At 38.3% G+C, this 26,048-nt stretch carries 16 protein-coding genes; 5 read left to right on the plus strand and 11 right to left on the minus strand.

Annotated features, from left to right (window positions below):
- Positions 1-78 precede the first annotated feature (78 nt).
- The 4 genes from glrR to purL all read right to left on the minus strand — a co-directional run bounded on the left by glrR (position 79) and on the right by purL (position 8,332).
- Positions 79-1,416, minus strand: a complete 1,338-nt coding sequence (gene glrR / locus Xets_RS05065; RefSeq protein WP_187651247.1) for a two-component system response regulator GlrR — start codon at positions 1,414-1,416, stop codon at positions 79-81.
- Positions 1,417-1,418: 2 nt separating this feature from the next.
- On the minus strand, positions 1,419-2,291 hold the full coding sequence (gene qseG / locus Xets_RS05070; RefSeq protein ID WP_244208825.1) for a two-component system QseEF-associated lipoprotein QseG: 873 nt from the start codon (positions 2,289-2,291) through the stop codon (positions 1,419-1,421).
- A 5-nt stretch (positions 2,292-2,296) separates the two neighbouring features.
- Positions 2,297-3,736 (minus strand): sensor histidine kinase KdpD, encoded by a 1,440-nt coding sequence (locus Xets_RS05075; RefSeq protein WP_187651248.1) that lies wholly within the window; start codon positions 3,734-3,736, stop codon positions 2,297-2,299.
- 708 nt (positions 3,737-4,444) lie between these two features.
- Positions 4,445-8,332 (minus strand): phosphoribosylformylglycinamidine synthase, encoded by a 3,888-nt coding sequence (purL, locus tag Xets_RS05080; protein ID WP_187651249.1) that lies wholly within the window; start codon positions 8,330-8,332, stop codon positions 4,445-4,447.
- Positions 8,333-8,597: 265 nt separating this feature from the next.
- Between purL and mltF the strand changes: the two genes are divergently transcribed.
- Entirely contained in the window at positions 8,598-10,106 is a 1,509-nt protein-coding gene (mltF, locus tag Xets_RS05085) for a membrane-bound lytic murein transglycosylase MltF (RefSeq protein WP_187651250.1), read from the plus strand.
- 70 nt (positions 10,107-10,176) lie between these two features.
- On the opposite strand, the gene Xets_RS05090 is transcribed toward mltF, so the two are convergent.
- The 3 genes from Xets_RS05090 to Xets_RS05100 form a co-directional block, all read right to left on the minus strand.
- The gene (locus Xets_RS05090; RefSeq protein WP_187651251.1) at positions 10,177-11,769 is read right to left on the minus strand and encodes an Ig-like domain-containing protein; all 1,593 of its coding nucleotides are present in this window, start codon (positions 11,767-11,769) and stop codon (positions 10,177-10,179) included.
- A gap of 13 nt (positions 11,770-11,782) precedes the next feature.
- The gene (locus Xets_RS05095) at positions 11,783-13,144 is read right to left on the minus strand and encodes a hypothetical protein (RefSeq protein ID WP_187651252.1); all 1,362 of its coding nucleotides are present in this window, start codon (positions 13,142-13,144) and stop codon (positions 11,783-11,785) included.
- Positions 13,145-13,230: 86 nt separating this feature from the next.
- Positions 13,231-13,479, minus strand: a complete 249-nt coding sequence (locus Xets_RS05100; protein ID WP_187651253.1) for a hypothetical protein — start codon at positions 13,477-13,479, stop codon at positions 13,231-13,233.
- Between the two features lie 487 nt (positions 13,480-13,966).
- On the opposite strand from Xets_RS05100, the gene Xets_RS05105 reads away from it, so the two are divergent.
- From Xets_RS05105 to Xets_RS05115, 3 genes are all read left to right on the plus strand, one after another.
- Positions 13,967-18,442, plus strand: coding sequence for an inverse autotransporter beta domain-containing protein (locus Xets_RS05105; RefSeq protein WP_187651254.1), 4,476 nt, complete (start codon positions 13,967-13,969; stop codon positions 18,440-18,442).
- Positions 18,443-18,707: 265 nt separating this feature from the next.
- Entirely contained in the window at positions 18,708-20,657 is a 1,950-nt protein-coding gene (locus tag Xets_RS05110) for a hypothetical protein (RefSeq protein WP_187651255.1), read from the plus strand.
- A 292-nt stretch (positions 20,658-20,949) separates the two neighbouring features.
- Positions 20,950-22,455 carry a hypothetical protein gene (locus tag Xets_RS05115; protein ID WP_187651256.1) on the plus strand — a complete coding sequence of 502 codons (1,506 nt, stop codon included), beginning with the start codon at positions 20,950-20,952 and terminating at the stop codon, positions 22,453-22,455.
- 138 nt (positions 22,456-22,593) lie between these two features.
- Here Xets_RS05115 and tadA read toward each other — a convergent pair whose 3' ends face one another.
- From tadA to Xets_RS05135, 4 genes are all read right to left on the minus strand, one after another.
- Positions 22,594-23,088 carry a tRNA adenosine(34) deaminase TadA gene (gene tadA, locus Xets_RS05120; RefSeq protein WP_187651257.1) on the minus strand — a complete coding sequence of 165 codons (495 nt, stop codon included), beginning with the start codon at positions 23,086-23,088 and terminating at the stop codon, positions 22,594-22,596.
- A 48-nt stretch (positions 23,089-23,136) separates the two neighbouring features.
- A complete protein-coding gene (locus Xets_RS05125; protein ID WP_187651258.1) occupies positions 23,137-23,829 on the minus strand; it encodes an HD domain-containing protein in 693 nt (230 codons plus the stop codon).
- 65 nt (positions 23,830-23,894) lie between these two features.
- Positions 23,895-24,716 (minus strand): DNA-3-methyladenine glycosylase, encoded by an 822-nt coding sequence (locus Xets_RS05130; RefSeq protein WP_244589805.1) that lies wholly within the window; start codon positions 24,714-24,716, stop codon positions 23,895-23,897.
- 171 nt (positions 24,717-24,887) lie between these two features.
- Positions 24,888-25,535 (minus strand): hypothetical protein, encoded by a 648-nt coding sequence (locus Xets_RS05135; RefSeq protein ID WP_099132124.1) that lies wholly within the window; start codon positions 25,533-25,535, stop codon positions 24,888-24,890.
- Between the two features lie 252 nt (positions 25,536-25,787).
- On the opposite strand from Xets_RS05135, the gene Xets_RS05140 reads away from it, so the two are divergent.
- Positions 25,788-26,048: a YfhL family 4Fe-4S dicluster ferredoxin gene (locus Xets_RS05140; RefSeq protein WP_099132125.1), complete on the plus strand. Its 261-nt coding sequence runs from the start codon at positions 25,788-25,790 to the stop codon at positions 26,046-26,048.

Below are 26,048 nucleotides of genomic sequence, written 5' to 3' on the forward strand. Positions count from 1 at the left end.
GCTTGTATTTCGCAATCTGAAACTTAACGGGGTATATAATTTCCATTCAGTGTAAGAATTTCTGCGGTAGCAGAAAAGTTATTCCTTAAAATCGTTAGCATCCAGTTCGTGGCGTGCCAGCAATTTATAAAATTCTGTCCGGTTACGCCCTGCCATGCGGGCAGCATGGGTCACATTACCTTTGGTTATCTGCAACAATTTACGCAGATAATTCAGTTCAAACTGCCCACGGGCTTCCACGAATGTCGGCAATGCCGTATTTTCCCCTTCCAATGCCTGAGTAACCAGAGCATCACTAATGACCGGAGCCATCGTCAATGCCACACACTGTTCAATGACATTGACTAATTGACGCACATTACCCGGCCAACTTGCTGCCATCAGGCATTTCATGGCCGTGGTAGAAAAGCTGCGAACAAAAGGTTTATGGCGTTTGGCAGCATCACGTAACAGATGATTAGCCAATAGAGGAATATCTTCCGCACGTTCGTTCAAAGCAGGAATTTTCAAATTAACAACGTTTAATCGATAGTAGAGATCTTCCCGAAACTCATTACGCTGCATGGCCTTAGGCAAGTCTCGGTGAGTGGCAGAAATAATTCTGACATCAATATCGACATCCCGATTACTCCCCAATGGGCGAACTTTGCGCTCTTGTAACACTCTCAAGAGCTTAACTTGCAACGCCATCGGCATATCACCGATCTCATCAAGGAATAATGTTCCTCCTTGCGCCGCTAAAAATAGTCCTTCTCGGCTGCTGACAGCGCCCGTAAATGCACCTTTGGCATGGCCAAATAATTCAGATTCAAGCAATTGTTCAGGTAAGGCACCACAGTTAATGGCAATAAAAGGCTTCTTCACTCTGGGACTTACCCGATGAATAGCCTGAGCCAGAACCTCTTTACCAGTTCCACTTTGCCCGTTAATCAGCACACTCACATCGGATTGAGCCACCATCTTTGCCTGTTCCAATAGGCGCAGCATCAGAGGGCTACGGGTAACGATTTTCTCGCTCCATTGTCCATCAATGGCTGGTGTTGATAGTTCCAACGCATCATCAATGGCTTTATAAAGTGCGTCACGATCAACAGGCTTGGTCAGAAAACTAAATACACCTTGCTGCGTTGCTGCCACCGCATCAGGAATAGAACCATGTGCAGTCAGAATAATGACAGGCATACCGGGATGCTGTTTCTGAATTTCCACAAACAGCGCCATACCATCCATTTCATCCATGCGTAAATCACTGATCACTAAATCTACTTTTTCTCTCGCCAGTATGCGTAACGCCTCAAAACCACTCTCTGCGGTCGTGACACGAAAGCCTTCACTGGTCAAACGCATTCCCAATAGTTTTAGCAAGCCAGGATCATCATCAACTAAAAGAAGATGGGCGGAATTGCGTACTGTCATTATTATTCGGCTCCTTTTTCTTCTGATTTTTCTTCTGAAGGATTGGCTTCCGCTTTAGTATCCGCGTTTGTTGCGGGTTTGTCTTTCAGTTCTGCTTTATTATCCGATGAAGTGTTCGCATTAGGAGTAGCAACACTACTTTGTTCTTGTTTACGGGAGGAAAGTTGGCGTTCAATATCGGTCAGATTTTCTAGTTTGCGGGACATTGAATGAAGCTCATATTCTAAACGTGCTCGTGTTTCTTTCAGACGATCAATTTTGCTATCACTGTCAAACTGGAAGCGCTGGAATTTGACTCTTTCTTCAGCAAGATTAATTTTCAGATATTGCTGTTCACGCCACAATTGAAGTAATGGCCGCAAAGCGATAGGAAATTGTGCACTATACCGATTAAAGTATTCCACCGTTTTCCTGCGTTCAGCTAACACAGAAGTCGCCCTGCCAATTAAAATACTTTGCTTAAGCACTTGATGCCAATCAGTCGGAGTCTCTGGGGCAAAACGTTTCGCCGTCTCACGAGCTTCTGCCGAAGACAACCGATCCGTACAATCGATAAATCTCAACCAATAAAGTCCGTTTTCCATCGCCGCTGGCTTCGTGATGTCCCAGATTGAATCACAATCCTTAAGACGATAATCCGTAACACTCTGTTCTGGTAAGATAGACTGCGCCAGGGTTGTCAAATTGTCTGAGCCACTCGTTTTAACACATCCTGCCAGCAAATAGGGAACGAACAATAGCAATATGGCCCGCAAGCGCAGGGTCGAAACACGTGCCAAGATAGATGGCCTGACAGCCATTTTTTTCATTGGGTTAATCACAATATTTTGCTGTTCCGTCTCCGTCATAAAGCGGTAAGTAAACCTGTTATACATATTATTTAGTCATTCTCTGCGGTTAATGGCAGTTCAATTCGAAAACATACATCAGCAAATTCGGATTCTACCAGGCAAAGCTCCCCCTGCATTTGTTTAATGCAATCTTGCGCGATGCTCAAACCAAGACCGCTTCCTTTAACTGCACCTTTTCGTTGAAGTTTTCCTTGGTAAAATGGCTCAAAGATCATACTTTTCTCTAACTCTGGGATAGGCGTTCCTGTATTGGCAATGTCAATTTGAAGGTTTTCCCCCACTTGCCGACTAGAAATCCAAATGTTACCGGATTCAGCGCCATAGTGCACTGCATTGGAATAGAGATTATCAATCACCCGTGTTAATAAACCACGCTCCGCCCAACAATAATCCATATCTAATTGAATTTCTGTATAAATATTTTTTGTCCGTGCTGGCAATTGGTGTGATAATACGACACTATCCACAATTTCTTTTAAAGAAACAATCTGATGTTCGGCTGCGCCATCCGCTAATTTGCGGTTATATTCCAGTAATTGCTCAATAAGCTGCTGTAAATGCCTGCTACTGCTATCCAAGATACTGACAACTTCCCTTTGATCTGCCGTCAGAGGCCCTGCAATTTCGTCAGCCAATAGCTCCGTTCCTTCACGCATACTTGCCAGAGGGGTTTTCAGTTCATGGGAAATATGGCGTAAAAACTCATGACGCTGAGACTCAAGCCAGGATAAACGTTCACTCAGCCAAATAATGCGTTGAGCCAATGATCGTAATTCCCGTGGTCCTTTAAAGGAATCAATCTGATTTTCCAGTGATTGCCCTTCTCCAAGCCGATTGATCATCCGCTCAATGCCTTTTACTGGCCCAATGATCATACGCGTAAACAAGGCTATCAAGAAGGCGCTTAGCAAGAATAAAATAAGGCTCTGCCAACCGAAAAATTGCCCTTTATCGGCGATATCTTTTTGCAGTTGTTCACCACGGCTAAAAATAATATTACGGGTTTCCTGTACCAAAAGATTATTAGCCCTGGAGAATTCTTCAAGTAATTTAGATGAAGCCGCTTCTGGTGCTCCATTACTACAAGAAATTTTGCTCAAACCTGACAGTAATTCATTGAATTTCTTCGTATACTTTGTATTAGCTAACATCGCCATCTGATTACCAAGCATATTCATGTACTGCCGATACTGGCGTTGATAAAGCTTTTCTAGCCGACTATCGCCTAATACACAGTATTGGCGGTAACTACGTTCCATCTCAAGGGCGACTCCAACCATCGCTTCGCTACGGCGGGCATCCACCAGCGTTGAACGATTAATCTCAGCCGCTTGGGTACTAAGCTGATCAAGACTTTGATAAGCCTGATAAGCCAAAACTAATAGTGGCAATAATACCAGCCAGAAAGCCATGACAACCAATTGGCGCAATGAGCGTGGAAATAAACGCCATTTTTTCAAAGAAATCATCTCATAACCTGTAATTACATTGATGCTACAGTTACTTTTATCTTCTTATTGAAAATGGTCAGAATAATAGTTGAAAACAGCGGATAATTGAAATAATCGGTAAATTGGAATATGCAGATGCATACATAAACACAGCGGACAGGAACAATCTGCAATAATGATGGCGGGACAGTAACTTTTTACCATCCCGCCAATGAGGAACCTTCATGCTATTCAATGAACATGTAGGTGGTGCCTCACTCCACGTGTCGCCCTGTGTTTGATAAGGCCCGAAGGCGAGTATCATTAAGTTGGACGGTAGGCACCTTACTTCGGCGTCATTCTGGGCTTTATGTGGATGTTCCCACCTCATTGCGGGCCGACATAAAAAGATGAATGAGCAACTGCTCCATATTATGCATATTACATGCCAACTTGAAAAATTATTTTTAACCAGTTGATATAATTGGAAATAAATAAAAATGTATATTTACTGCATTTTCTTATCGATACTTCTTCATATTTGATATGGATTAGTGTCGCTTATTTATGACATATTACTATCTAAAAATATTTTTCAATTTATATCAAATAATTAAACGTCTCTTTTTTGAGACACCATAAAACACCATTGTCGCAATACAGAGACACTGCCAGAAAAAATGATGAATAACACCAAAGCGTCAGATAAAAAACAGAGGCCCTGATGAATTTTCAGGGCCTTTTCTATTAACCTAACTGTTTGCGGGCATTACGGAAAATACGCATCCACGGGCTATCTTCTCCCCATTCTTTAGGATGCCAAGAGTTGCTAACAGTGCGGAATACCCTTTCAGGATGAGGCATCATCACCGTGACCCTTCCGTCAAGGCTGGTCACAGAAGTAATACCGTTCACAGAACCATTTGGGTTCGCTGGATAGTTTTCTGTCACTGAACCGTAGTTATCCACAAAACGCAATGCAACCTGCTGATGTTTTTCAAGCTCCATCAAACTCAAGTGGTTTCTGAACTCCACCTGTCCTTCACCATGAGCCACTGCGATCGGTAAGCGAGAACCCGCCATATCTTTCAGGAACAATGAAGGGCTGTTTGCCACTTCTACTAAGCTAAAACGGGCTTCATAGCGTTCTGAACGGTTACGGACAAAACGTGGCCAGTGTTCTGTGCCAGGGATCAATTCATGCAGATTAGATATCATCTGACAACCATTACACACACCAAGTGTTAAGGTATCCGGCCTTGCGAAGAAGCTCGCAAAATCATCACGTACCCGTGAATTAAACAGAATGGATTTCGCCCAACCTTCACCCGCGCCAAGCACATCCCCATAGGAGAAGCCACCACAAGCAACCAATGTTTGGAATTGATCTAATGTGATCCGCCCCTCCAATAAGTCACTCATATGAACATCTACCGCCTCAAAGCCTGCTCGGTGGAATGCCGCCGCCATCTCAACATGAGAGTTAACTCCCTGTTCACGCAATACAGCAACGCGCGGACGCACTTGTTTTGCAATATAGCAAGCAGCAATATCTTCCGCGAGGTCGAAAGTTAATTTCACATTCAAGCCAGGATCATTCATATCCTGTTTTGCCTGATGTTCTTGCTCTGCGCACTCAGGGTTATCACGCAGACGCTGCATTTGCCACGTTGTTTCTGCCCACCATAAGCGCAATGTGCTGCGCTTCTGACGATAAACTTCCATATTGCCACTGGAAATCACAAAATCATCGCCCGTCTGGGCCTTACCCAGATAGTGCACACATTCATTTAATCCATAATCTGCCAACAGGTTTTCAATTTGCTCTCTGTCAGTCTCACGAATTTGAATTACCGCACCCAGTTCTTCATTAAACAATGCGGCCAGGATATCTTCATCAAATGCACTGATATCGGCATACAAGCCACAATGGCCTGCAAAAGCCATTTCAGCTAATGTCACCAATAGCCCACCATCTGAACGGTCATGGTAAGCCAGCAATTTTTGTTCTGAAATCAAGTGCTGGATCGCATTAAAGAAACCCGCTAATTGCTCAACGCTGCGAACATCTGCGGTTTTATCCCCAAGTTGGCGATAAACTTGAGCCAATGCCGTTCCACCCAGCGCATTTTGCCCTTTACCCAGATCGATCAGCAGCAACGCATTGTCATCTTCAGTAGATAACTCTGGTGTCACGGTACGGCGCACATCTTCTACTCGCGCAAAGGCACTGATAACCAATGAAAGTGGTGAAGTCATTTCACGCACTTCCTCATTTTGACGCCAGCGGGTTTTCATTGACATCGAATCCTTGCCAACTGGAATGGTCAATCCCAATGCCGGGCACAACTCCTCACCCACTGCCTTGACGGCGGCATACAAACCTGCATCTTCACCTGCATGGCCTGATGCCGACATCCAGTTAGCTGATAACTTCACGCGTTTCAGATCCTGGACATAGGCGGAAGCGATATTGGTCAGTGCTTCACCCACCGCCATACGTGCCGATGCCGCAAAGTCCAATAATGCAATCGGTGCTCGCTCGCCCATTGACATGGCTTCGCCATAATAGCTGTCCAAACTGGCGGTCGTAACAGCACAATCTGCGACTGGAATTTGCCAAGGGCCAACCATTTGGTCACGGGCAACCATACCAGTGATGGAGCGATCTCCAATCGTAATCAGGAATGTTTTTTCCGCCACGGCAGGCAAATGCAAGACACGTTTAACCGCTTCTGCTAGCTCTATGCCCTTGCGATCCAAACTTTGCCCTGGAGCTTGCAAAACCTGCACATTTTTCAGCATCTTTGGCGTCTTACCGAGCAAGACATCCAGCGGCATATCGATTGGCTGATTATCAAAATGAGTGTCATTCAGCAACAAGTGCCGTTCTTCCGTTGCTTCCCCAACCACAGCATAAGGAGCACGTTCACGACGGCATATTTCTTCAAACAGGGCTAACTGCTCTGGTGCTACCGCCAAAACATAACGTTCCTGGGATTCATTGCACCATAACTGCAATGGACTCATGCCGGATTCATCGTTAAGAATATTGCGTAACTCAAAACGCCCGCCTCGACCGCCATCACTGACTAATTCAGGCATGGCATTTGACAAACCACCAGCCCCGACGTCATGGATAAATAAAATCGGATTTTTATCCCCCAATTGCCAGCAACCGTCGATAACTTCCTGACAACGGCGTTCCATCTCCGCATTGTCACGCTGCACAGAGGCAAAATCCAAGTCAGCATCAGACTGACCGGATGTCATTGAAGATGCCGCACCGCCTCCCAAACCGATATTCATGCTTGGCCCACCCAACACAATCAATTTTGCGCCGACCGGAATATCCCCTTTCTGAATATGTTCTTCACGGATATTCCCGATCCCGCCAGCCAACATGATGGGTTTGTGATAACCACGCAATTCTGTACCATTATGGGAACAGACTTTTTCTTCATAGGTTCTGAAATACCCTAGCAATGCTGGACGCCCAAATTCATTATTAAACGCTGCACCGCCTAATGGACCTTCCAGCATGATGTCCAATGCACTGACAATGCGATCAGGTTTACCAAAATCTTCTTCCCACGGCTGTTCAAACCCAGGAATTCTCAAGTTTGAAACCGAAAAACCGACCAGTCCGGCTTTCGGTTTAGCTCCCCGTCCGGTTGCACCTTCATCACGTATTTCGCCACCTGATCCCGTTGCTGCACCAGGCCAAGGTGAAATTGCGGTTGGATGGTTATGAGTTTCCACTTTCATTAAGATATGAGCAGGCTCTTGATGGTAGTCATAAACACCAGTTGTAGAGTCAGGGAAAAAGCGGCCAACATGAGAACCCTCCATAACCGCCGCGTTATCTTTATAAGCAGAAAGCACGTAATCCGGCGTTTGTTCAAACGTGTTTTTGATCATTTTGAACAAAGACTTGGGTTGGGTCTGACCATCAATAACCCAATCTGCATTGAAAATTTTGTGGCGACAATGTTCAGAATTTGCCTGCGCAAACATATACAGCTCAACATCCGTCGGATTGCGTCCCAACGCCTGAAAAGCGCTCATCAGGTAATCAATTTCATCTGTAGCCAGAGCCAGCCCTAATTCAATATTTGCCGATTCCAGTGCTGCCCGCCCCGATTGCAAGATATCAATCTGTTTTAACGGCGCAGGTTGCTGGTGAGAAAACAGGACTTCGGCTTGTTCAAACTGAGTGAACACACTTTCCATCATGCGATCGTGCAATAATGCCGACAACGTTTGCCATTGCCCGTCATCCATATCAATACTCTGAATATAATAGGCGATTCCCTTTTCTAAACGGACAATCTGCTTCAGTCCACAATTGCGGGCGATGTCTGTCGCTTTCGATGACCAAGGGGATATCGTGCCTGGACGAGGTGTGACTAATATTAGTTGTCCTTTAGGCTCAAGTTTGGCCAAAGAGGGGCCATATTTTAATAGCTTATTTAATTTCTCTCGCTCATCTTCCGTAATTGGGGCATTAACTTCTGCAAAATGTACATATTCTGCATAAATGTCGGTAACAGGGAGATGTTGATCTTGACACTGGGAAAGGAGCTTAGTGATACGAAATGCCGATAAAGCGGGTGAGCCACGCAGAATTTCCATAATAATAGGTTCTCTCATCTTAGAAGCAAAGCCTGACTGATGCCTCAGGGAAACAGCAAGCATTATAGAGGAATGTTTCCTCTGACGAAACCGTTTGCGTGGTGATTTATCCACCCAACAATACACTCAATAAAATGCCGAAATGGGTTTAATAGGGTTGCACATCCCCCTTTTGTTGCGCAAAATTCCCGATTACTGGAAATTTAACCATGCTATTATCTTGCACTTCACACGGTTTCCAATCGTTCGGGAAAGAGATAACTACTTGAATAACATAAAGATAAATTATTTTGTTATCGTAATTATCGCGCTCCTCTCTGCTGCCATCATCGGCCTTAATATCAATTGGCCCAATAAACAGCAGGAGCAGATAAACAAAATTCTGGCACGAGGAGAGCTACGGGTTAGTACTATCAGCTCTCCTCTGATCTCTCTTAACAGCAAAAATGAACCAACAGGATTCGACTATGAGTTAATCAAGCGGTTTGCCGATTATCTGGGAGTTAAACTTGTGATTAAGTTTCGTCCCAACATTAAGCAACTTTTTGACGACTTGGAAAACGATAAAACCGATTTCCTGGCTGCTGGGCTTATCTACAATAAAGATAGGCTGGACCAAACACGCACTGGCCCTGCCTACGCTTCAGTCATACAACAACTGGTTTATCGCAAGGGGGCGGCACGTCCACATTCGTTTGGTGATCTAAAAGGCAAACTCATCGTCACGGCAGGTTCAGCCCATGTAAGCGAACTGAAAAAGTGGAAAGAAAAGTCTTATCCTGAGTTAACTTGGGAAGAAACACCCCACAAAAATACACAGCAATTGCTCGAACAACTCTCTGAGGGAAAAATCGACTATACAATCAGTGACTCCCTCAGTTTAGCTTTGCAACAGCGTATTCATCCCAATTTGGCAGTTGCGTTTGATGTCAGTGAAGAGAATCCCCTGACCTGGTATTTAAAGCGCAATAGTGACTATAGTCTCTACTCCGCTATGCTCGATTTTTTCAGTATGTTGACTGAAAACGGTATCATGTCACGGTTACAAGAAAAATATTTCAGCCATATCGGTTCATTCGATTATTTCGATACGATTTCCTTTATTCGCGCCATCAATAATCTCTTACCAACCTATCAGCCAATTTTTCAACAATACGCGGGATCGCTTGATTGGCAATTAGTGGCAGCTATCGCATGGCAAGAGTCACATTGGGATCCACAAGCCACTTCACCCACTGGCGTTCGAGGTTTGATGATGCTCACTCGCCCGACAGCAGAATGGGCTGGAATTCACGATCGGCTGGATCCAGAAGAGAGTGTCAAAGGAGGAATGGCTTATCTGAACTATCTGATGGAGCGTTTGCCAAAAACCATTTCTGAAGATGAACGCATTTGGTTTGCCCTTGCAGCTTATAACATGGGATATGGACACCTTCTTGATGCCCGTAAATTAACTGCTGCGCAAAAAGGTAATCCAGACAGTTGGCTGGATGTTAAAACCCGTCTTCCCCTGCTCAGCAAGAAAAAATACTACGCCAATACAACATATGGTTATGCCCGTGGCTATGAAGCTTATCGCTATGTTGAAAATATCCGGCGTTACTATTTGAGCCTGGAGGGATATCTTAGGGCAAAAGCCAACCGCGAGAAAGCAGAGAGAAGCGAAGCACCAACGGATACCACCATAATCAGCACTCCCCAAACGGAAAATGCTAAAACCGACACGGCTAATACTGAAAATAATAACAAATTTAGCAGTCAAATTGGCGAATGAGAGGCGTTTTACAACTATCACAGACCACACCGATGGCCTGAAAGGTAAAACGCCTTATGAGATACAACACTTAGTGATTAACACTGCTATCAGTATCATTTCCCATGCTAGTATCAGCAAGAACTTCTGTAATGAACCAATAATCTTTACTCTGATCTTGTCTCAAAAAATATTGGTGCCCATCAATGGAAAATGGAACCAGATATTGATAACTCCTATCCCATGGATCTTGATGTTCACTTATTCGATCAGGCACACCTTCATTATATAAATAACTGACAAACCAATAATTATCGTAAAATCTTTGACCTGTGTAATAATAAGTACCGCCAATAAAATATGGAAACTGCGGATAGTAATAATATGCCCAAGTATTAGAATTAGCTAAATTACCTATCTTTCCATTTTCACTGAATTCATAAGTAAAAACAGAAAGATTAGAGCTTGTATGGATGTATATATATTCCTTCCCTTCCATTGAAAAGAAAAATGTCGCCCCGTAGAAATTATCCCAACCATCTTGTTCTATTATTGTTCCCATTTTTCCATTTGGAAGTATTTCTCGTATAATATAAGGAAATTTCCCTTTATTATTTTTATCTTTACTATGGAGATAAATAAATTGCCCTTTACCCATTTTATAGGCAAATCCGACATCATAATCACTATCCCAATAGCCACTATCTATGACTTCTTGGTGTCCTTTTTCATCTAATTTTGCAATTATCCAATAGGAATTATACGTATTTTTTGACGTATTAATAAAATTCTTGGCTAACCCAAAAATATATTGCTCTTTCCCAAGCACAAAAGGAAACATTAAATCATAAAAATTTACCCACTTTTGTCCAGTGGAAGTTTGATCTCCTTGTTGTCCACCTGCCATCAATTGATGCACAGTCACTAGATGGTCACATTTACGCTGACGCAAAAGATACTGTTGATTATTAATGGTATAAGTAAAAATTGTTCTAATATATTTTCCGTCAGCAGGGGGAGAAGCTTCACAATCCAGATTACGTTGAAAATGGATTTGTTTAGTTGCATGAGCTGTTTTGCTGACATCCAAGAAACCAGTGAGTGTTACCGTTTCGCCGTCTTTATTTGTGTCATAAAGTTCAAAACTCACATTTCCTGATGCGTCAGTATGTATAGACGTGTTCTGTACAATGTGGCCTTTCTCAAAAGAAGCTGAGCCTGTAACACTTAAATCCAGCTTACGATTGGCGAGATTTACCCCTGAACCGGTTCCGGTAAGAGTCGCTTTGACTTTATTACTTTGCACACCATCAGCCATCGCATAGTCATTAATAACATGAATAAAATCAAAGTTAAGTGTATAAAATGCCGTAGCGTTGAGATGGTAGGGTTGTACACCAATTTGTCTACCATTATCTTGGAGGGAGACAGTTAACTGGCCATCACCCCCTATTTCTGAGCCTACTATTGAAACAGAGATTTCTCCTATACCATCTGTGGAACAAGACAATTTTTTTTGGCCTGTATCCTGACCATTAACGACAAAGCTACCTAATGAGCATTCAAGAATGAGATTTAATTCAGCCAACTCAACGAATCCTTCATGGACTAAAAGCTGAATATCAATAGCAGATCTTCCTTGATAGAGTTGATAAGATCGAAAAAATTTTACTGAAATATTCATATTATTATTCCACTCAAAGTGTAAGAGGGTCGACAAAAACAATAGTATTTCTAATTTGATCCATAGAAATACCACTAACATTAATAGTAAAACTCGATCGAACAGCTTTCATGGATGTCAACTCATAAACTAATATCTTGCTACTATCAGGATTAGATAATTCTGAAGTATTACTCGCACCATTAATTTTAATATCAGGGCTATCGAAACTCACTGTAATACCCGTAATGTTCTCTGAGAAGAGTTTAATAAGAAGTAAACATTGACAAGTACCATCTGCGACACCATAAGAACTATAGGTATAAGAGAGTTCTTGCCCTGAAGATGACATCCAGTTACCAAAATCCAAAGGAACTTTATGGGCAATAACTGGATCTTCATAGTTAAGAATTAACACACTATTTTTAGTAATATCATCACTATAGATATGCAGATAAGCTACACCATGTTCATCGATCTTATCCACCACTGCATCAGGAGTACCATCAATAAATTTAGCATTTGTTAGTCGAGCATTTATTGGACTGTTATTTGAACCAGTATATATTACTGCGGTTAAAAAAGGCTTTATATCGAGATTGTCACTCAGGGGGATACCAATGTTTTTGGTTGTTTGCACTTTAATGTTTACAGTATCCAAATCATTTATAATGGAAATCTGTGTAGGATTTTCGTTTGTTTTTTTATTAAGAACAGTGAATTTTGCAACAATATTTTTCACTTCTAAAAAATTAACTTGATTTGTTTTAATTGTATGATCCTTATAACTATCATTTATTGCGTCCGAATTTAAATCTATATTATCAGAATGTATAGTTATTAACTCTGTACCATCTTCGCTTAAAAATTTAGCTTCTATGATTATAGTATCACCAACCACAAGATCTTTAAATTTAGCACGAAGCCTAACACCTTCATTAATACTTATTTCGCGCAAGCTTAATATGGAATTTTTAGCATCAAGAAAAATTATTGCATTGTCGGCATTACTCATGTCATTATCTCCTATAATAGTGATACTTGATGTTGGCGAGTCAATATGATTACCATTTAAATCCGTTACCGTATATTTAGCTTCACATAATCCAGATATTTTCATTTCATTAACATGAAACAATAAGAGATAAAAATCATATTCTAATTCTTCATCTGATGTAACATGATAAGTAACACTTTTTACCTTAGCATTCACATTATCTTTTAAATAAATTCCCCCTTCTATTTTATCCAATAATTCTACACCTTCATATTTATTCACCTGCATAACTATATACTTAGTTTGCATTGCTATAATATCGGAAATATTAATTACGTCACTTAAATTTCCTTGAGGAAGTTTAGGTGGCAATAAATTATTTTTACTTTTGTTATTCATAAGAAAACCTTTTAAAAATCAATCTTTGAAATCATAAAAAAATATGATAATAGGTTTATATATCATAGTTCATTAAATATATTTAATTATTTTTCATTTTTTATTATTAGAAAATAGATATAAGAATACTGTGTAAGTCCATTATTACCATAAACAAATAGAATAGTATCTTCATTAAACTGTATATTATTACCATAATTTTTCATTATTATTTTTTTCAATGGAAAAATCAGTTCATCCAAAGTTGATGTGACAACAAAACCCACATACTGACCAGTGACTAAATCTGCGTTATGCAGAATTACAATTTCCATTTTATTGTTCTGACCTGGCATTTTATCACCTCATGTTTTAATTGATATTAGTTATAATTAATGATTAATATATTTTTCTGTTTCAGTGAAAATAAAACCATTAGATTAATTATTTTTTGATGTGAATATTTCAAACTTAATGAAGTAGTAATTCAGTGTTATTATCACTAAAAAATTAGTTTTTTAATGTTGTATTAGAATAAACAGATAGAAACCCAAAAACCAATGATAAAAAATTATCAATTGATAACTTTTTGTTATCAACTATTTTGTATAATAATAAAAGCAATACGGTTATCATTAAAGTAATCCATTGTAAATTCAATCCATTATCTCATTAAGTATAGAAATAAATTCAGCATATTCTGGTGGTTAATTGATAACTATTTTGAATGATACTAATTTCAATTTCTTTACTAAAGTTATAAACGGGAATAAATGTGTTATTTAAAAGATTAAAATTTAAGTGATTATATAAATTGACATGAAACTTTTGAGGTGCCTAGATATGTCATCACATACTAGAAAAATCATTATCTTTTTTATTTTATTCTATGCGTTATTTATTCCTTCTACAGTGATTAATGCTTTAGCGGAAGCTAATGTAAAAACTGATGATAAGCTGTATACTCATTTACAAAAAACTAATGATACCTCGAAGATTAGCTCCCAAAATACCATTATTGGCAATATCCAAACAGCCAGTCATATTTTATCTTCTTCCCCTTCAGAACTCGCGAAACAAGCAAAATCCTATGCTTTGGATAAATTTAATAGCACCCTATCCTCGGAAACTCAAAAATGGTTATCGCAGTTTGGTACTGCCAGAATTAATTTTGGGTTAGATAGGAAATGGACACGGAAAGATAACTCACTTGATATACTATTACCACTTTACGATAACAAAGCAGATTGGCTGTTCTTTTCCCAATTGGGTTATCGTAACAAAGATAACCGAAATACCATGAATCTGGGTTTAGGTGGTCGCTATTTTTACCAGAATTGGATGTATGGCTTAAATACTTTTTATGATCATGACTTTACCGGGAAAAACCAGCGTTTGGGGATGGGAGGAGAAATTTGGGGCGACTATATTAAACTTTCCGCTAATACCTATTATCGTTTAAGTGACTGGCAAAAATCACGAAACTTTCAAGATTATTATGAACGCCCCGCCAACGGTTATGATATTAATGGAGAGTTTTTCTTGCCTGCTTACCCTAATCTGGGAATGAAACTAACCTATGAGCAATATTTTGGTGATAAAGTAACTTTATTTAACCGTGACACCAAACAGAAAAATCCCAGCCAGGCTAAATTAGGTTTGACTTATACCCCGATCCCACTATTCACCATGGGTGTGGACTATAAACAAGGGGAAAGTGGTCATACTGAAACACAGTTTTTGGCAAACTTGAATTATAAATTTGGGGTTCCCTTTAGTGTTCAATTATCACCCGCTAATGTAGCCTCAATGCGGAAATTAGCGGGCAGCCGTTATGATCTGGTGGAAAGAAATAACCACATTATTTTAGATCACTTAAAAAGAGAACAAGAAGTATTGATCGCATTAGAGCCTATTATTGGGTATGGACATCAAGAGATACCAGTTAATGTCCCACTCCCCTCACATGTTGAGATTAAAAAAGTTCGCTGGCTTGTTACAGATAAAGCATTTCTACAGAACAATGGTAAACTTTCTTCTGAATCAGGTCAGAGTATTGTTATTACTCTCCCCAGCTATCAAGAAAACCATAAAAATGATTACATACTTGATATATTATTAGAATATATGACAGATGGTCAGATAAAGACAAAACTTACTCAGGTTCCTATGAAGGTTTTTCCTTTTATCATAGAGGGAAAAGTGAATATCATCTCACCTGAATCACCAGTAGCAACGGGTGAAAAAGAAAATGGATATACATTTAACGCTCCTATTATTACTTATGAAGGTTCACCATCTGGAAAATTTGTTAAGAATGCCAGAATCGATAAGGTTTCCTGGGCAACTGAGCCTGCTTTAAACACTGACTCTGGCTTAAAGTTTCTGTGGAATAATAAACCAGCCCAAACGAATGAAAAGGGTGAATTAACCGATGAAAAAGGGCAATTAACGCCTAATGTTTTAGTCAGTAAAAAACCACACGACAAAGTCGATGTTTATATACAGCTAGACGGTGCTCCACAGCAAAAAATAGGTTCAGTGACGTTTAGCAAAAAGCAACCTCACTACAAAATAAAAGACAATAAATTGAGTGCAACGCCTGACCCCAAAAAAGCACTGGTAGCGGATGGTACACAAAAATATACTTATACAGCAGACATTATCATTGATGGCGGCTTAGCGGCCGATAAAGTTGATAATGTGAGATGGAGTGCTGTCGGCAAAAATTTAGCGGGTGAGGAAATTAAGGACATTTCTGTCGAAGCTCCAACAGGTACGGTGAAGACGGATAACGGGAAATTAAAGGCAACATTAAGCAGTAAAACGCCATTAAAAGATGTTGTGGTGACACTTTCGATTGAAAACAAGGAATCGGCTTCAGCCGAAGCGGTTTCTTTTGTTGCTGATCCGAAAGAATATCGTGTTGATCACATTATGGTTGATAATCAAAGTCCGCTAATCGCAAATACTCAAAATACTTACACCTATACGGCCTATATCGTCGATCAAAGCGGAAATGCTTTGCCGGAAGGTCAGAAAATTTCCAATATTCACTGGGATAAAAACAATGATACCCAAGGACTTAATTTCACTTTTAAAAATGGGGTTGATAGCACGGGGCCTGGTGGAACACTCACGGCAAAACTAAGCAGTATAGCGGTTGTCGATAATGTTGTCGTTTCGCTTTCTGTTGAAAATCAGCACCCCCCCAGTTTAGCTACCCCTGTTGATTTTACCACGGATACAGCCAGTTACCATATTAAGGATGGCCTTACCGTTGACCCCAAAGGCCCCCTGACAGTTGGTGATGGAAAATTCTATACCTTTAAAGCCACTGTTATTGATCGCCAGAAGAGCAAAGTGATTAGTCAGCCTATCGATGGAGTGATATGGCAAGCAAAAGACGATAAAGGGCAGGATGTTAAGTTAACAACACAAAAAACAGAGACAAATGAAAAAGGGGAATTAATCGCCACACTGGATAGCTCAGTGCCATTAAATGGTGTGAAGGTTTCACTGGCTATTGAACACCAGGCTGCCGTTATCGCCGATCCGGTTTCGATTAAGTCTGAAAATATTAATGTGCTCTGTAAAGCTAATGGGGAACACCCTGTATTAGTCACTGAAACCTACACCTGTACAGCAACAGTCACCGATGTGGCTGGTCAAGGCGTAACAGGTAAAATAGTAAATTGGCAGGTTAAAGATCATGTTAACCTTGAATTGACGCCTTCTTCAGAGAAAACCAATGGTGATGGGATAGTAACGGCAACATTAACCAGTCCTACTGAGGCTTCAAATATTGTCGTTATAGCTTCTGTTATTGGCCAATCCAGTCAAGGAGAATCAAAGGAGAAAATTAATTTTAGTTGGCCGGAAATTACCATAGAGACGGCACCAAAAGATCATGATGTCACTATTGGCGGGCAGGAAAAATATTCTCTCACTGCAACTGCATGGCGTGAAAAAAATAAGACAGCCTATAAAGGGCAAGGTATTAGGTTCAGGTGGTCTAAACCTCAAAACCAGAATGGTACAGAGGCGATAGGTGCAACCTTATCGCCATCAACAGATAGCACCCAATCAGTGAACCCCAATGATGGCACGCTGAAAGCGAATGTCGTTAGCAGTAAGGCACAGCAAGTGAAAGCTTGTATTGATATCGACGGTAGAAAACCGGCTTTGCCGACATGTTCAGATATGATGAATTTTGTTGAACCTCCGCCGGAATTCGATATTTCCTGGGTTAAAGTGACGGACTTTGATAAAAACAATCCATTACAAGGTAATGGTACAGATGAATATCACTACAAAGCATTGATCGTAAAAAAAGGGACGACAGAGCCTATTCCTCATTATACGTTCAACAATGTGCAGTGGACACGCGACCATGGCGAAATCGACGAAGCTAAATTCCCTCAGCCTGAAGCTTATTCACCGACAAATGGGAATAAATATACAACAGATAATGATGGACATTTATATGCAAAATTAAAAAGTTCGGTCGGTATTGAAAAGGTCAAAGTAACATTAAAAATGACTGAACCAGATGGTACTGATGTAAAGAATGATGCAGATGAACAAGTGGCATTTAGTCCTGTTCCGAAACCTGCGGTACTATATGTTTATAATAAAAATAATACAGCAGTATTTAAATATTTCGATAATACAGGTGGAAAGGATCATCCACACACTATTTTTCCTTCGCTGCGAGGGGAATTAAGAGAGACAGAAAATTCTGGTTCTTTTTATGATGATAAGAAAATTACCGATATTGTTTATAGCTTACCGGAAGATAAAAATAAATCACCATATAAAGACTTAATGTTAACTTTTTCTGATACTCCTGGCCCTGGTCACGGCCCAATACAATTTAATGAAGTTGGAACTGCTGAAATAAACACACAAATAACGATGAAAAGCGGAGAGATTAAACTATACAAATATGAAATCACTATTAATAAAACAGCAAGCATTAATCAACAAGACAATAACTACGAAACCCTCAATCCAAATATTAGTTGTTTTAGTAGTAACTCAGAATCTCATCAAAATTTATATTTAGATAAGGAAGCATATGATCCTGCTAACCCCACGGATTATTATTCTCTACATAATGAATGGGGTGGGAATTTTAATTTATACGATTGGGGAATATTTGATAACATCCATAATCGGAACCCTGATAAGGCCACGATTATAGTAATAAATACCGGTCCTGATCGTCAGGATAACCCGTTTAGGGTTTATGATTCTAAAAACAATACCTTCGATAAACAGACGGAGGGTATTATTCTTTGTTACGATCATTTATAAAAGAGAAATAAAAACAAAAAATAAAAAATCACCGTGTGAATATAATAAACTATTGTGATAAAAAAAGGTTATCAGACGATAACTTTTTTTCATTAGTTTTTTATTTTTATACAGCTATGTTGAGCATCAAAGTTGAAATGGTTACAAGTTAGGTAATATTAAAATTAATTTCATTTAGTAAATTTATTTTTAAAAACCATTTTAGTAGTAAATTTTTTAAACAGAATTAAATCTATTAATCGTAATAATAATACGAGGTGATAAAATGACAGCTAATACTGATATGAAAATTTCACTTAAACAAACTGATAATTTATTTATAGGTCAGCAAATAAAATTTACAGTAACATTAACATCAGATAAAGTTATTGTTGGTAAATCTATAACAGTAAAAAAAGGCTACAGTGAAAATATAAAATTTGATCAAGATGTTAATAATCCTATTAAACTTGTTTTTGAGAATGGAAGTCACACTGCATCTGCCAATTTGAGTTTTACGGTGCTTAAGACAATAGGAAACAACCCAGTACATGATGGTGATAATATTACATTTGAAATAGATACTGATGCAACATCGAATGGAACTGCATTTAATAAAGTGCCTTTCTCAGGCAAAGCTAAGACAGTAAATAATAATAAAATGGAGATTTCAATTAACCAGAAAGCAGATTTAGTGATAGGCCAAAGCGTGAATTTTACAGTAACATTAAGTGCAGATCAACTTATTACAATGGACAAAACGGTTACCATAAAAAACGCAAATATAAAATTTGATCAAGATATTAATAATCCTATTAATCTTAGTTACATAGACGGTCATAAAAAAGCATTTGCCCAATTAAGTTTTACTGTGGAAGATCCAAGTGGTACGCCTATACAAGATGGTTCTCAAATTATATTTGAGATTCATACTGATGCAGCGACTAGTGAAGGTGACTTCAACTTTATAGGATTTATAGGCAAGGCGAATGAAATTGATGTTGGCTCGTTAGCTCTTTTTGTTGAGAAGCCTTATTTGCAAACACCGCTTATCAGTAATAGCAAACCATTAGAGAATAATTTCACGCCAGTATACACGACTTTGAAAAGTAAATCTGGGAAAAAATTAGTTGGTACGCCTATATTTATTACATCCGTAGCTGCACATAAAATGAACGAGTTTAATTTTAAGGATGCTGGCAATATTGATATTATTCCTGAAAAGATTGGACCTAATGATGGGATAATGCTCACTTCAGATGGTGATGGCTTAGTTAAGTTTTATCTACATCCTAAACTAGCATTGGTAGGTACAGTTGAGTTAAAGGCTATTATTCTGGATAACATTGAATCTTTGGCTAAGAAAATAATCTATATAGTTAATTATATTGAACCAGGTTATATGAATTCTATAGGAACACCTGATATTTTTGGTTATGATCCCAGTGGTATATATGCAAATTCAGGACTACCATACTTTATGACATCAGTAAGTAGTTACGATACAGTATCACCAGGTGATACAATTTTATTTTTTGTTAAAGATTTACAGGCCAATAACCTTAAGTTTACTGGTCATAAGCTGCTTATTTCGAATCCTAAAAAACAGTTAGATCAGTATAATATAAAAATTCCTTATTCAATATTTGAACAACAATCTAAACCATATGAATTTTCTTATTCTGTAGTTAAACCAACAGGGGATACCTTATATTCTGAAACACTACCAGTCACTTATTTAGGTGGTGTATTCTATGAACCTGAGCCAGAAGTTAAGAGAAGCTATGATATGTGCATAGTTCATCCCAGCATTGGTGTTGACCCCAATATTGCTATACCACCTGTTAACAGTATTGGTTATGATAACATTATGAAATATCCTGGGTACACCTATAATGGATTATTTATTGAGATTATACGCTCTCAAAGTAATGATTCTAAAGCGAAATTTAATCCAGTTCCATTAGATATAACAGATATTACTCTAAACATGTATATTAATTCAGATAATAAAAATTTCACTAAATCTTATACCAAACAGATTGATTTAAAAGAAATAGGTGGCCCAGGTAATAAAAACTCTATTTACTTTCATATTCCTTATGATGATATTATTGGTATTAATTGGAGGGGTAATATCAGTTTTGACTATCAATTTTTTAAAGATGAAATTATTCAGTATAGTGCTGTTTGGGACGGATATATTGGTACTACACCACCCCCTGGTTCTAATTAATTGAAATATAAAGCAAGCATAATGTAATTTTATAAAAAAATTAACAAAAATGGCCTTGTATTCTAGTGAATAACTGAACATAAGATAGTTCCTTATTCCTCATATATCGAGGAGTAAGGGAGTGTTTGGTAGTTTTATAAATTTAATTATATCCTTTAGTTTATATACATATTAGACATTGAATTAAATAGCTTTGGTAAGGAAGTTTCTTTCCGATAGCATAAATAATTATGGGGTCTGGCCAGCACAGAAAATAAATAAAAAACATAAAATATATGAGAGGAATAAATATATGTCTAGTGATATGACTTTTTCACTGCCAGAAAAGGGTAATTTAATCATAGGGCAGAGTTTTTTGTTTACAGTGAAATTATTATCTGATGAGATCATAGATAGCAGTTCAACAATTTCATTTTTTAATAATAAAAACATTTCTATACCAACTGAAGATATTACCTTAACTCTGGAGAGTGATAATAAAAAGGCTACGGCAACAGTGACTCTTACTGTAATTAATTCTATAGCAGAAAATGAAGAGATTTATTTTAGTGTAAAAACATCATTGAATGGTGTTCAGCAAAAAACATTGCAATATATCTCAAAAGAAATTTACCCTGAGTCATTGAAATTAATCGTGGATAATGAATTCTTATCAGTGCCAGCGTCATTTAATAGTTCTCAAATAGGTACTGTATCAACTAAAGTACATACAATTATCAAAGATAAAAATGGGAGTCCATTATCAGGAATTCCGATTTTTATAAAAAGTAGGATATTTGATCAGCTAGAAGAAGTATATATTTATGCTAATGATGGAAGAACTAAAATAAATATTCAAAAACTTTCTCTTTATTCTGGTTTTTCTATAAACTCAGATAATGAAGGGAAGGTGGAATTTTACATATCTCCTATTAAGCCATTACCATTAATTATTTATTTGTCTTCAATAATAAAAATACCAAGCGACTTTTCTGTTTCTGATAGCATTATTTTTATCATTATTGATGATGATGTGGGGTATGATCAACAACCACCTGAAGTGGTTACTGCTATTGACGGTAATTTAACATCGGAAGGAGAAAGAAAATTTTGGATAGATATAACGCCATGTAAAAATTATAAAGTTGATGATTTCTTATTGTTTAATGTTAATAGTGAATACAAGTATTACGCTAGAGCCATTGATATAAATGGAGACAATCAATGTTTAATTAAATTGCCATACTTTATTTTTCAGGAAAATAAACCATCACAACTTTCTTATCTTATAATAAGAGGGAATGGAGATACTTTAGCTAAATCCTATCCTGTAAGTGTTACTTATCGAGGAAGACCAAATAAACCGTGGAAAGACATTGATAGAATATATGAATCCTGTAAGGTTTATTCTAGCTTCGATGTGCTTATAGAACAAGATGGCGGTATAAATAATCAAAAAATATCTAACCATACAAATAACCCAGGTGATGCGGGTTTATTTGTCACAATAACAGGAACTAATGATAATAGTGATAATACTAAAGTAAAACTTGGTTCAGAAATTATTCTGACTTTATATATTAACTCTAAAAACAAAACAGTAACTTATCCTTTTAAAAATACAATGCCATATCAACCAGATAATGAATATGAAAAAACAGCAGTATTGAAATTTAATATACCTTATGACCTATTAAATAATAATTTGGCATTTCCTGAACATGATGGAGAAATCTTCTTTGATTATCAGGTTGGTGATGATAATGATAGAGATGTGACATATGGTGGTATTTGGTCCGGTCATATTGTTACATTTTAAAATATAATAATGTGGAAACGATATTTAAAAAAAGAATTCAATAAAATTAATTATTGAATTCTTTATTTGTATTAGTCGCGACTTGATCTGTCAGTCGAAGCCAGAGCACTCACATATAACTGACTATGGCATTTCCTGTTACTGAGATTTCAATTTTTTCAATGCCTTATGCTGCTCCCTACGCTGTTTAAAAAAAGAACTCAGCATAGTGGAGCACTCTTCCGCCAGCACACCGCCGGTAATTTCAATTTGGTGATTCATGCCTGGATGACGCAAGATATCAATCAATGATCCCGCTGCTCCCGTTTTCATATCGCTAGCACCATAAACTAACCGTTGTATCCGGCTGTGTACCATTGCACCTGCGCACATGATACAAGGCTCTAAAGTGACATACAGTGTTGTATTCAACAGACGATAATTCTGCAATTGTTCCCCGCCCCGCCGTAACGCAAGAATTTCTGCATGGGCGGTGGGATCGTGGTCAGTGATTGGATGGTTAAATCCCTCAGCAATCACCTTATTATCTGCTACCAATACAGCACCAACTGGAATTTCGCCCTTTGCTTGCGCTTGCATTGCTAAATCTATTGCCCGACGCATCCAATATTCATCACTAAAATTTTCTGTCACTGCCCATTCTCTTACTTATAAAAATTTCGCCTATTATACCCAGTCCTCTCAATCCGCTACTTCAACCTGAATCTCATCAAGAAAATCATCAAGGAACATTTTCATTCGCTCAGTCCTTTCACTCGCCATTTTTCTACCTGATACAGTCTGAAATCCTGATTCAATTTTAAACAACTTAGTAAAGAAATGATCGATAGTATAAGCCTTATCATTATATTCGCGCTGCTTTGCCAGTGGATCATAAAAGTCATACAATGAAGAACCCATACGGCCAGCGGTATAAAAACAACGCCCAACACCAACCATGCCAATGGAATCCAGCCGATCCGCATCTTGCACGATTTTTGCTTCCAACGTTTTGGGGGTTAGGCCTGCTGAAAAACTATGCGCTTCAATGGCATGGCAGGTGGCATTAATCTCCTTCTCGTTCCATGCCAAATCTTTCAGTATCAATGCTGCTTTTTCTGCTGCCATGCGCGAAGCAAGGTGTCGGTTTGGCGCATTTTTTTCAACACTCACACAATCATGCAATAGCACAGCGACAAACACTAATCGCAAGTTGCCAGATTCCGCCTCACAAATTTGTTTCGCATTTCTCCATACTCGGTGAAGATGAGCAATATCATGAGCACCATCATCACCTTCTATTGCCATGGGTAAAATCTGTAGAGCCAAATCTTCAAACGGTGAAAAAGATGATATAGCCAAAATTTCTCCTGTTTCTCCAAACTTGTAATCCATTTGGTTCTCTTGCCAATCGTCTTGAAGTTTTACGAAAAGCACCTGACAAAGAAGTTAGAACGGTATTAATATCCACTACTGGATTGCTGTTGCCATAAATGCGCTCCCACCAACGCTTTCCAGGGAGAAAAATCTGCCAACCATTTTTCTGCCTGTTCCGCACTCACTTTGTTTTCCTGGCTGAGCAAATATTGGAGATTACGCCTGACGGCAACATCGCCATGCAGTGAACCATCCAGGTAACTGAATCCTCGTAGCAAGGCATAATTAACGGTCCACATACCAATGCCCTTGATAGCAAGCAAGCTATCCGTCAGCCGTTTCACTCCATTTTCTCCTTCTGGAATATTTAGTTGCAATAGTCCAGAATCAATAAGTTGACAAACATTCAATAAGGCATTGGCTTTACCCACAGAAAAACCACACTGACGGAGATCATGCTGCGAATATTGCATCACCTGCTTATAATTCGGGAAACACAGTAACCCAGAAGAGTGCTGAAGCCCCACCGCCTGAATAAAACGCCGTCTAATGGAAATTGCTGCACTTAAACTAATTTGTTGCCCGATAATCGCCCAACTAAGCGCTTCAAAAGGTGTCGCGGACTGATAAATGCGTAAGCCGGTTTGTCTGTTAACCAATTCTCCAATAACAGGATGATCTTGATAGATAGATTCAAATACATCAACAGGTTGTTTCAAACCAAGCATATGGGAAGCTAGCGTCGATAACGCTTTATGTTGTGAAGAACAATCTTTATTACCATCAATATCAAGCTGTATTTTTGCCCTACTCTTTTCCATTGTGATTGTCAAAAGGGCCGGATTTTCATACCAAATAATCCCTTTTTTAATTTGATTATGTTGTACGATTTCAGAAACGCCCATTTCATCCCTCTGATGAAAAGCCAAAAAATCTCTCGTGTGATAATTATTAGGTAATATGATTTCCGTTAAGCAGCTTGATTTCATTGGGATAGCTCCAAAAGACACGCAGAATTAATCTCACTATCTAACAGACTTTAAGTTTAGATACAATAGCAACTCAACCAACACAATTTATAAAGTAACATTATCAATTTTATATTTAATTAATTCCTCATTTAATTTTCTTATTTGATATTTTGACGGGCTTAACATTAATAGATAAATACCAATCGCCATAAGTAAAATCATACTTAACATGACTAAAAAGAAATCTAAAGCACTCCCGATAGTATTACTCAAGGCATCAACTTTGAATAAAAAAACAACCAACACAACAAATGCTAAAGTGAAAAAATAAGTTGAAAATATCTTTTCAAAACAATAAGCAAAATAATAGTAAGAACTGACATTGATTTGAATCACGCCAGAATTTAAAATAAGGTATGTTTTCAACTTCTTAAGAAGATCTATATATTCAGGACTCAATCCATCTTGTTTCAGCTTGATAAATATATTCCTAAATTTATCAGATTTTATCTTTGTAACATCAAACATTATCTCAGATGCAATTTCATATTTAATATAGTCTTTACTCAAATCATCTAAATAAATATTGTACTCATTGAGATATTTAATATATTTTTTTGCCTTTCTCTCTCTAAACACACACACATCGGCATAAAGCTTCTTTAATACGGACAGAATAATACCAACAAAAGTCCCGATAGATCCCAAGACTTTCACGATATCATTACCATGTTTTACGATGTATTCAAGCATGTTTTCACTCTAAAGAATTTAAAACATACTTAAGTATATACTATGATAAATGTACTGGACTGCTTTCTGATGTGTTAACATATGCCTCAGATAGTTTTTCTTTGCATAATACATTTAGTTGTAATCATTTCTTTGTAAGATACATTTTCTATAAAAAATATTGTATGAAATAACAAGGGGTGATCGAGAGCAACAAATCAGGAGGAAAATTAAGCCTTTAATTAAAAGACTTAATTTATGTAAGAGGTTGAAATGGCACTACTAATTACCAAACGCTGCATTAATTGTGATATGTGTGAACCCGAATGCCCTAATCAGGCCATCACAATGGGTGCAGAGATCTACGAAATTGAGCCTGAACGCTGTACCGAGTGTATCGGGCACTACGAAAAGCCAACTTGCCAATCTGTCTGCCCAATTACGAACACCATTATCCTTGACCCTAACCATCAGGAAACTGAAGAGCAGTTATGGGATAAGTTTGTGCTTTTACATCATGCTGATAAGATCTGA

The sequence above is a fragment of the Xenorhabdus sp. TS4 genome, from assembly GCF_014467265.1.
Lineage (GTDB): Bacteria > Pseudomonadota > Gammaproteobacteria > Enterobacterales > Enterobacteriaceae > Xenorhabdus > Xenorhabdus ehlersii.

Excerpts from the sequence above, each read along its gene's own strand:
- glrR (WP_187651247.1), bottom strand. The coding sequence starts at position 1,416 with ATGACAGTACGCAATTCCGCCCATCTTCTTTTAGTTGATGATGATCCT.
- qseG (WP_244208825.1), bottom strand. The coding sequence starts at position 2,291 with ATGTATAACAGGTTTACTTACCGCTTTATGACGGAGACGGAACAGCAA.
- Xets_RS05075 (WP_187651248.1), bottom strand. The coding sequence starts at position 3,736 with ATGATTTCTTTGAAAAAATGGCGTTTATTTCCACGCTCATTGCGCCAA.
- purL (WP_187651249.1), bottom strand. The coding sequence starts at position 8,332 with ATGGAAATTCTGCGTGGCTCACCCGCTTTATCGGCATTTCGTATCACT.
- Xets_RS05090 (WP_187651251.1), bottom strand. The coding sequence starts at position 11,769 with ATGAATATTTCAGTAAAATTTTTTCGATCTTATCAACTCTATCAAGGA.
- Xets_RS05095 (WP_187651252.1), bottom strand. The coding sequence starts at position 13,144 with ATGAATAACAAAAGTAAAAATAATTTATTGCCACCTAAACTTCCTCAA.
- Xets_RS05100 (WP_187651253.1), bottom strand. The coding sequence starts at position 13,479 with ATGCCAGGTCAGAACAATAAAATGGAAATTGTAATTCTGCATAACGCA.
- Xets_RS05105 (WP_187651254.1), top strand. The coding sequence starts at position 13,967 with ATGTCATCACATACTAGAAAAATCATTATCTTTTTTATTTTATTCTAT.
- Xets_RS05110 (WP_187651255.1), top strand. The coding sequence starts at position 18,708 with ATGACAGCTAATACTGATATGAAAATTTCACTTAAACAAACTGATAAT.
- Xets_RS05115 (WP_187651256.1), top strand. The coding sequence starts at position 20,950 with ATGTCTAGTGATATGACTTTTTCACTGCCAGAAAAGGGTAATTTAATC.
- Xets_RS05125 (WP_187651258.1), bottom strand. The coding sequence starts at position 23,829 with ATGGATTACAAGTTTGGAGAAACAGGAGAAATTTTGGCTATATCATCT.
- Xets_RS05130 (WP_244589805.1), bottom strand. The coding sequence starts at position 24,716 with ATGGGCGTTTCTGAAATCGTACAACATAATCAAATTAAAAAAGGGATT.
- Xets_RS05135 (WP_099132124.1), bottom strand. The coding sequence starts at position 25,535 with ATGCTTGAATACATCGTAAAACATGGTAATGATATCGTGAAAGTCTTG.
- Xets_RS05140 (WP_099132125.1), top strand. The coding sequence starts at position 25,788 with ATGGCACTACTAATTACCAAACGCTGCATTAATTGTGATATGTGTGAA.